Annotated in this window: 7 protein-coding genes and 1 pseudogene; 5 read left to right on the top strand and 3 right to left on the bottom strand. The window is 72.6% G+C overall.

Features of this window, described 5'->3' with window-relative positions:
* Positions 1–640 (bottom strand): annotated as a pseudogene (locus BG482_RS37615) (LuxR family transcriptional regulator); the annotation flags it as partial.
* Between the two features lie 109 nt (positions 641–749).
* Between BG482_RS37615 and BG482_RS37610 the strand changes: the two are divergent.
* Complete coding sequence (locus BG482_RS37610; protein WP_069773701.1) at positions 750–1,436, top strand: triacylglycerol lipase; 687 nt, start codon at positions 750–752, stop codon at positions 1,434–1,436.
* 111 nt (positions 1,437–1,547) lie between these two features.
* Positions 1,548–2,279 carry a class I SAM-dependent methyltransferase gene (locus tag BG482_RS37605; RefSeq protein WP_069773700.1) on the top strand — a complete coding sequence of 244 codons (732 nt, stop codon included), beginning with the start codon at positions 1,548–1,550 and terminating at the stop codon, positions 2,277–2,279.
* Between the two features lie 25 nt (positions 2,280–2,304).
* On the opposite strand, the gene BG482_RS37600 is transcribed toward BG482_RS37605, so the two are convergent.
* The gene (locus BG482_RS37600) at positions 2,305–2,679 is read right to left on the bottom strand and encodes a fic family toxin-antitoxin system, toxin component (protein ID WP_069773699.1); all 375 of its coding nucleotides are present in this window, start codon (positions 2,677–2,679) and stop codon (positions 2,305–2,307) included.
* A gap of 4 nt (positions 2,680–2,683) precedes the next feature.
* The gene (locus tag BG482_RS37595; protein WP_069773698.1) at positions 2,684–2,941 is read right to left on the bottom strand and encodes a toxin-antitoxin system, antitoxin component; all 258 of its coding nucleotides are present in this window, start codon (positions 2,939–2,941) and stop codon (positions 2,684–2,686) included.
* 147 nt (positions 2,942–3,088) lie between these two features.
* Here BG482_RS37595 and BG482_RS37590 point away from each other — a divergent pair, with 147 nt between their 5' ends.
* The 3 genes from BG482_RS37590 to BG482_RS37580 all read left to right on the top strand — a co-directional run bounded on the left by BG482_RS37590 (position 3,089) and on the right by BG482_RS37580 (position 7,021).
* Complete coding sequence (locus BG482_RS37590; RefSeq protein ID WP_069773697.1) at positions 3,089–3,931, top strand: ABC transporter ATP-binding protein; 843 nt, start codon at positions 3,089–3,091, stop codon at positions 3,929–3,931.
* 4 nt (positions 3,932–3,935) lie between these two features.
* Positions 3,936–6,503 carry an ABC transporter permease gene (locus BG482_RS37585; protein ID WP_069773696.1) on the top strand — a complete coding sequence of 856 codons (2,568 nt, stop codon included), beginning with the start codon at positions 3,936–3,938 and terminating at the stop codon, positions 6,501–6,503.
* Positions 6,504–6,595: 92 nt separating this feature from the next.
* Complete coding sequence (locus BG482_RS37580; protein WP_069773695.1) at positions 6,596–7,021, top strand: GNAT family N-acetyltransferase; 426 nt, start codon at positions 6,596–6,598, stop codon at positions 7,019–7,021.
* The last annotated feature ends 120 nt before the right edge of the window (positions 7,022–7,141 follow it).

Genomic DNA, 7,141 nt, shown 5'->3' with positions numbered 1-7,141 from the left:
CGCCGGTCGAACGGGCCCGGGCGGCGGCCGCCGTCAGCTCCGCGGCGAGCCGGCCACTCGGGCCGAGCGCGCCCGCGCCCCGGTGCCAGGCGCGTCGGGGCGTCTCGGCCGGTCCGTGCAGAACGCGGGCGAGCAACCGGTGGACGTCGCGGCGGTCGGCCGGGGAGGCCGTCTCGTAGGCGGCGATCCGGGTCCAGGGGTCACGGAAGCCGACCCCGTCGGCCGTGGCGTACGCGACGCCTGCCGCCTCGGCGGCCTCCAGCGGCCGGGTGTCGAGGCGCACGGCGGCGACGGCCCGCAGGAAGGCGCGGGTGGCCACCGGGTACTGGTCGGCTGCGGCCAGCAGCAGCACCAGACGGGTGCCGTCGGGCAGCGCCCGCACCTCGCGGCGGTGGGCGGACAGCCGCTGAGGGGCGAGGTCGACGGGTTCGGCCGGCAGCGGGTCGAGGCCGGCCGCCTGCCGGTCGGTCAGCCGGCCCGCGGCTTCGACGGCGGCCCTCGGGTCGCCGTGCACCAGGCGCAACACACGGACGCGAACGCCTTCGGGCAGCGCGGCGACCGGGCGCGGACCGGCGCCCGCGAGCGCCGGTGACGAAGTGCCGCCGAGAGGTGGGGGGTTCACCGGGGTCACCACCCACATGACGTTACTGGCGGGTTACTTGAACCGTAAAGACCGGCGACTTCACCGATGCGGCGCGCGTAGACCCCCACCGACACTCCTGGCAACCCCACCTGTTTCAGGAGGCATCATGCAGCGCCACAAGCGTCGCATCGCCGCGGTCCTCACGGCCGCGGCCTCTTCGCTCCTTCTGTCTCTGTCGTTCTCCGTCCCCACGGCCCACGCGGCGACCCACGACCCGATCGTCTTCGTGCACGGTCTCAGCAGCGACTCCAGCAGCTGGGACGACTGGGTCGCCGACTTCGAGGCCGACGGCTACACGGCCGCCGAGCTGGACGCGTGGACGTACAGCTGGACCCAGTCCAACGTCACCACCGCCGCCCAGCTGAACACCGAGATCAAGAAGGTGCTGGCGCGAACCGGCGCGAGCAAGGTCGACGTCGTCGTGCACTCGATGGGGGCGCTGAGCTCCCGCTACTACCTCAAGAACCTCGGCGGGACGGCGTTCGTGGACGACTTCGTCTCCGTCGCGGGCACCAACCACGGCACCTCGGTGGCTTCGTTGTGCAGCTGGCTGTACACCTCCTGCGCCCAGATGGTGACCGGCAGCTCGTTCCTCACCGCGCTCAACTCCGGTGACGAGACGCCCGGCAGCGTGAACTACGCGGCTTACTGGTCGAACTGCGACGCGGCGATCGATCCGGACTCCTCGGCGCTGCTGAGCGGGGCGGCCAACGTCGGCGTCGGCTGCATCTCGCACGACGCCATGAACAACGACCACGGCGTGTACGAGAAGGTGCGCGACTTCGTCCGGTGAGGCGCGGGCGTGGCGCGAACGGCATCGGCAGGTCGCTCGCACGGGGGTGCGACGGGCCCGTACGGGGGAGAATCCCGGTAGGCCCGTCGCCGCCCCGCCCCGGAGGTCGCCATGCCGTCACGGCCCCACGACTCCAGCTCCGGTTCCGGCCGTCCCGGTTCCGGAACCGGCTCCGGAACCGGGAAGGTACGCGTCGACGACGTCCACCATCCGATGTTCGCCCGTTGCTACGCCCGGCTGGGCGCGGCCGCGGAGACCCGGGCGGGTCTCGCCGGTGTGCGCGACCGGCTGCTCGCCGGACTCTCCGGCCGGGTCGTCGAGATCGGCGCGGGCAGCGGGCTGAACTTCGCGCACTATCCGGCCGGCGTCGCCGAAGTCGTGGCGATCGAACCGGAGCGGCGGTTGCGCCGGTCGGCGCTGGAGGCCGGGCTGCGCGCCGAGGTGCCCGTGGACGTCGTGCCGGGGGTTGCGGAGGCGCTGCCGGTCAAGAGCGAGGCGTTCGACGCGGCGGTGCTCTCCTTGGTGCTGTGCAGCGTGCGGGACGTGGGGCGCGCCCTGGCCGAGCTGCGGCGGGTGCTGCGGCCCGGCGGCGAGGTGCGGTTCTTCGAGCACGGGCCCGGCGGCGGCCCGGCGATGCTCCTCACCCAGCGGGCGCTGGACCGCACGGTGTGGCCGCATCTGGCCGGCGGCTGCCGGCTCACCCGTGACACCGTCGGCGCGCTGCGGGACGCCGGCTTCGAACTGGGCCCCTACCGGCGCACGACGCTGCCGGAGCGCGGTCCGCGGCTGCCGTTCTCCTACTGCGTGACGGGAACGGCCTGGCGCCCCCCGGAGCAGGGGTGAGGCCCGAGGCGAACGGGAGAGGGAGCTACAGGCTCCAGCGGCGCAGCTCGCCCGCGATCTCGGTCACCGAGGCCTCTCCGTTCTTGACCAATCGGGCGAGGTCGCGGACCTGTTCGGGCGAGGTCGCGATCTTCAGTCCGCTGGCCACGAGGTAGGCGTAGGCGACCGCACACGCGAACAGCGCGTTGGAGCGCTCCAACGCCGGTACGTGGATGAGCAGTTGCAGCAGTGCGGCGGCGCGGGCTTGCGGATCGTCGTAGACGGGGACGTCGAATATCTCGGCCTGATGGCGTGCCACGGCCGCGACCAGCGCGCCCCAGTCGGTGACCTGGGGGTCGCCCGGGGTCTTCTGTTCGGCGAGCATGAGGAGCCAGGCGAGGTCGATACGGAGGTCGCTCAAGGGATCAGCGGCGACCTTCGCGCGTGCCGGCCTCGGGTGTCCCGCCCTCGCGTTCCGCGCCGAACTCCTCGGCGAAGAGCGCCTCGTACTGCTTCATGAAGTCGCTGGCGGCCTCGACGAACGTGTGGCCGATCTCTCCGGCGTCCTGTCTGACCAGCTCTTCTATGTAGCGGTTGACGCTCATGCCGCGAGCTGTGGCCCGCTCGCGGGCGACCTGGGCCGTGCCCTCGTCCACGCGTACGTTCAGCTGGGTCTTCGCCATATCTCGAAGCTAGCGCCAAGGTGCTAGCAGCGGCAAGTGCGGTCGGTGGTCGAAAAGGGATACCGGCTGTGCGCCGGGTCACACTACGCTCGGCCAGGCACAGTCATCGTTTCGTAGTCGGCACGTCCACCGAGCGAGGAGGCAGCCTTGTCCACACCTGCTGCGGAGCACGTCCCCGGCCTGACCGCGGCCCACGGGATCGCGGCCCGCGCCCGAGGTCTGACCAAGGCGTACGGCTCCGGCGAGACCACGGTGCTCGCGCTGGACGCCGTGGACGTGGACATCGCGCGCGGCCGCTTCACCGCCGTCATGGGGCCGTCCGGGTCCGGGAAATCCACGCTGATGCACTGCCTGGCGGGCCTGGACACCGTCTCGGCCGGTCAGGTGTGGCTGGGCGACACCGAGATCACGGGCCTGAAGGACCGGGAGCTGACCCGGCTGCGGCGGGACCGGATCGGGTTCATGTTCCAGTCCTTCAACCTGATCCCGACGCTGAACGCGGCGGAGAACATCACCCTGCCGATGGACATCGCGGGTCACAAGCCCGACCAGCAGTGGCTGGACCAGGTCATCGACACGCTCGGCCTGCGGGACCGGCTGAAGCACCGGCCCTCGCAGCTGTCCGGCGGTCAGCAGCAGCGCGTGGCGTGCGCGCGTGCGCTCGCCTCCCGCCCCGAGCTGATCTTCGCCGACGAGCCGACCGGCAACCTGGACTCGCGGGCCGGGCTGGAGGTCCTCGCGTTCCTGCGCGAGGCCGTCGACGCCCTGGGCCAGACCGTCGTCATGGTCACCCACGACCCGGGCGCCGCGGCCCACTCCGACCTGGTGCTCTTCCTCGCCGACGGGCGGATCGTGGACGAGACGCAGCGCCCCACCGCCGAGGCGGTGCTGGAGCGGATGAAACGGTTCGACGTGATCCGCGCCCAGTTCGACGGCGAGGGCGGGGGCAGCGGCACCAGCGCCGTCGGCGCCGGCTCCGGGGAGAAGTGACCCGGTGCTGAAGGCCACGCTCCGCAGCTTCCTCGCGCACAAGGGACGGCTGCTGCTGTCCGCGCTCGCCGTCGTCCTGTCCGTGGCGTTCGTCGCGGGCAGCCTGATCTTCTCCGACACGGTGACCCGCACCTTCGACCGGCTCTTCGCGTCGACGTCCGCGGACGTCACGGTGGAGCCGAAGCAGGACCTCACCTCGTCCGCGCCGACCGGGGCGGTGCAGACCGTGCCCGCCGCCCTCGCCGCACGACTGGCGGGCGTGCCCGGCGTCGCCACCGCCCACGCGGACGTGAGCGTGCAGAACATCACGGTCGTCGACGCCCACAACAAGTCCGTGGGTCCGACCACGGGCGCGCCGACCATCGCCACGGACTGGTTCCTCACCCACCGCAGCCCGGTGAAGCTGACCTCGGGGCACGCCCCGCGGGGCGCGGGCGAGGCGATGCTGGACTCCGGCACGGCCGACCGCAAGCACGTGGCGATCGGCGACACGCTCACCGTGATGGCCCAGCCGGGCTCGTTCAAGGTCGAGGTCGTCGGCATCGCCACCTTCACCACCACCAACCCCGGCGCGGCCCTGGTCTACCTCGCCCCCGAGACGGCCGCCACGAAGCTGCTGGGCGCGGCCGACAAGGCCACGAGCATCTCCGTCGACGCGGCCGCGGGGGTGAGCGACGCGGTGCTCAAGAAGCGCGTCGCCGCCGCCGTCGGTGCCGGGCCCTACGAGGTCAAGACGGCCGACGAGCAGGCGAAGTCGTCCGCGGAGGCGCTCGGCGGCTTCCTCGACGTCATCAAGTACGTGATGCTCGGCTTCGCCGGGATCGCGGTCCTCGTCGGCGTGTTCCTGATCGTCAACACGTTCTCGATGCTGATCGCCCAGCGCACCCGGGAGCTGGGCCTGCTGCGCGCCCTGGGCGCCGACCGCCGCCAGGTGCGCCGCTCGGTGCTCACCGAGGCGGTGCTGCTGGGCCTGGTCGGCTCGACGCTGGGGCTGGCCGCCGGCATCGGCCTCGCCTTCGGGCTGATCAAGCTGATGAGCGCCTTCGGCATGAACCTGAAGGCCACGGAGATGGTCGTCGCCTGGCCGACCCCCGTGTCGTCGTACGTCGTCGGCGTCGGCGTCACCTTCGTGGCGGCGTATCTGCCGGCCCGGCGCGCGGCGACCGTGTCGCCGATGGCGGCCCTCGCGGACGCCGACGTCGCGGGAGTCGGCCGGCCGCTGAAGGTGCGCGCCGTGGTGGGCGCGGTCGTCGGGGCGCTCGGCGCTGCGGCGCTCGCGGGCTGCGCGGCCTCCTCGAAGACGGCGTCGGCGGCGTCCCTGCTGGGTCTGGGCGTGGTGCTCACCCTGATCGCCACCGTCATCGCGGGACCGCTCCTGGTCCGGCCGGTGATCAGGGTCCTGGGCGGCGCCTTCCCGGCGCTGTTCGGATCCGTCGGCCGGATGAGCCAGCGCAACGCCCTGCGCAACCCCCGCCGCACGGGCGCCACGGCGGCCGCGCTGATGGTGGGTCTCGCCCTGGTGGGCGGGATGTCGGTGGCGAGCGCCTCCATGTCGAAGTCGTTCGACCAGCAGATCGACAAGACGCTGGGCGCCGACTACGTCGTCCAGAGCTCCAACTACGTCCCCTTCTCCTCGGAGGTCACGGACGCGGTGCGCGGCACCGAGGGCGTCGGCCTGGTCGTACGCCAGCGGTTCGCGCCGGTCGCCGTGCGGCTGCCGGACGGCAAACGCGTGGAGACGACCGCCAGCGGCTACGACGACCGGGTCGACGACGTGGCGCACGTCGTCTACGCCGAGGGCGACACCGCGGCCGCCCTGGCCGACGGCGCCGTCGGCATGGACGTGGACTTCGCCCGCGACCACGGGGTGCGGCTCGGCAGCGTGCTCCCGGTGGAGTTCCCCGGCGACCGGACGGCGTCGCTGAAGGTGGGCGCGCTCACCGACCAGGACGCGGCCGACGGGTTCGGCGCCCAGGGCGGGCTGTTCTTCGGGATCGCGACCGTCGAGAAGTACGTGCCCGGCGGACAGGACATCGCGCTCTACGTCAACGCGCGTTCCGGCACCGACGCCGACGGGCTGCGTCCCCGGCTGGAGAAGACCCTGACCGCGTACCCGCAGGTGCAGGTCCGTGACCAGGCCGACTACAAGAAGCTCGTGCACGACCAGATCGCCGTGCTGCTCTACCTGGTGTACGCGCTGCTCGGGCTGGCGATCGTCATCGCCGTGCTCGGCGTCGTCAACACGCTGGCCCTGTCGGTGGTGGAGCGGACCCGGGAGATCGGGCTGCTGCGCGCCATCGGGCTGGGCCGGCGGCAGCTGCGGCGGATGATCCGGCTGGAGTCGGTGGTGATCGCGGTCTTCGGCGCGGTGCTGGGGCTGGCGCTCGGCCTGGTGTGGGGCGTGTGCATTCAGCAGGTGCTGGAGTTGCAGGGCATGAAGGCCCTGGCCGTCCCGTGGAGCACGATCGTGGCGGTCGTGGTGGGCTCGGCGGTCGTCGGCGTCGTCGCGGCGCTGCTGCCCGCCCTGCGGGCGTCCCGCCTGAACGTGCTGGCCGCGATCGCGCACGACTGAGGAGGAGCCCGGCCGGTGGCCGGAGCGGGGCGGCGGCCGTCCGGATGGCGGAATTCCGCGTCCGGGCGGCCCGCCCGTGATGGGATCGACGCATGTCTGATCTGCGGATACGGGCCGCGACACCCGATGATTTGGACACCGTGCTGGCCTTCTGGAAGACGGCCGCCGAGGGCACGAGCATCAGCGACGACCGCAGCGGGGTGGAGCGGCTGGTCGCCCGCGACCCCCAGGCGCTCATCCTGGCCGAGCAGGACGGCGAGCTGGTCGGCACGGTGATCGCCGGCTTCGACGGGTGGCGGTGTCATCTGTACCGGCTGGCGGTGCATCCGCGGCGTCGGCGCCGGGGCGTCGGCTCCGCGCTGCTGGCGGCCGCGGAGGAGCGGTTCGTACGGCTGGGCGGCCGTCGCGGGGACGCGATGGTGCTCACCCGCAACGAGACGGCGCATCATGCCTGGCGCGCGGCGGGGTACGCGCCCGAGGAGAAGTGGCGGCGCTGGGTGAAGCCGCTCGCCGACTGATCCGGGCCGCACCAGGCGCCCTTTGCCAATCCTTTACCATTGGGGGGCTGCGTGGACCACCGCGCAGCCCCGACGACGTCATGAAAGGTGTGAGCGTCTGCCCATGGGCGAGCCTCCCCG

The sequence above is a fragment of the Streptomyces sp. LUP30 genome, from assembly GCF_001746365.1.
Classification (GTDB): Bacteria; Actinomycetota; Actinomycetes; order Streptomycetales; family Streptomycetaceae; genus Streptomyces.
This window is presented reverse-complemented; position numbering and strand designations above follow the sequence as displayed.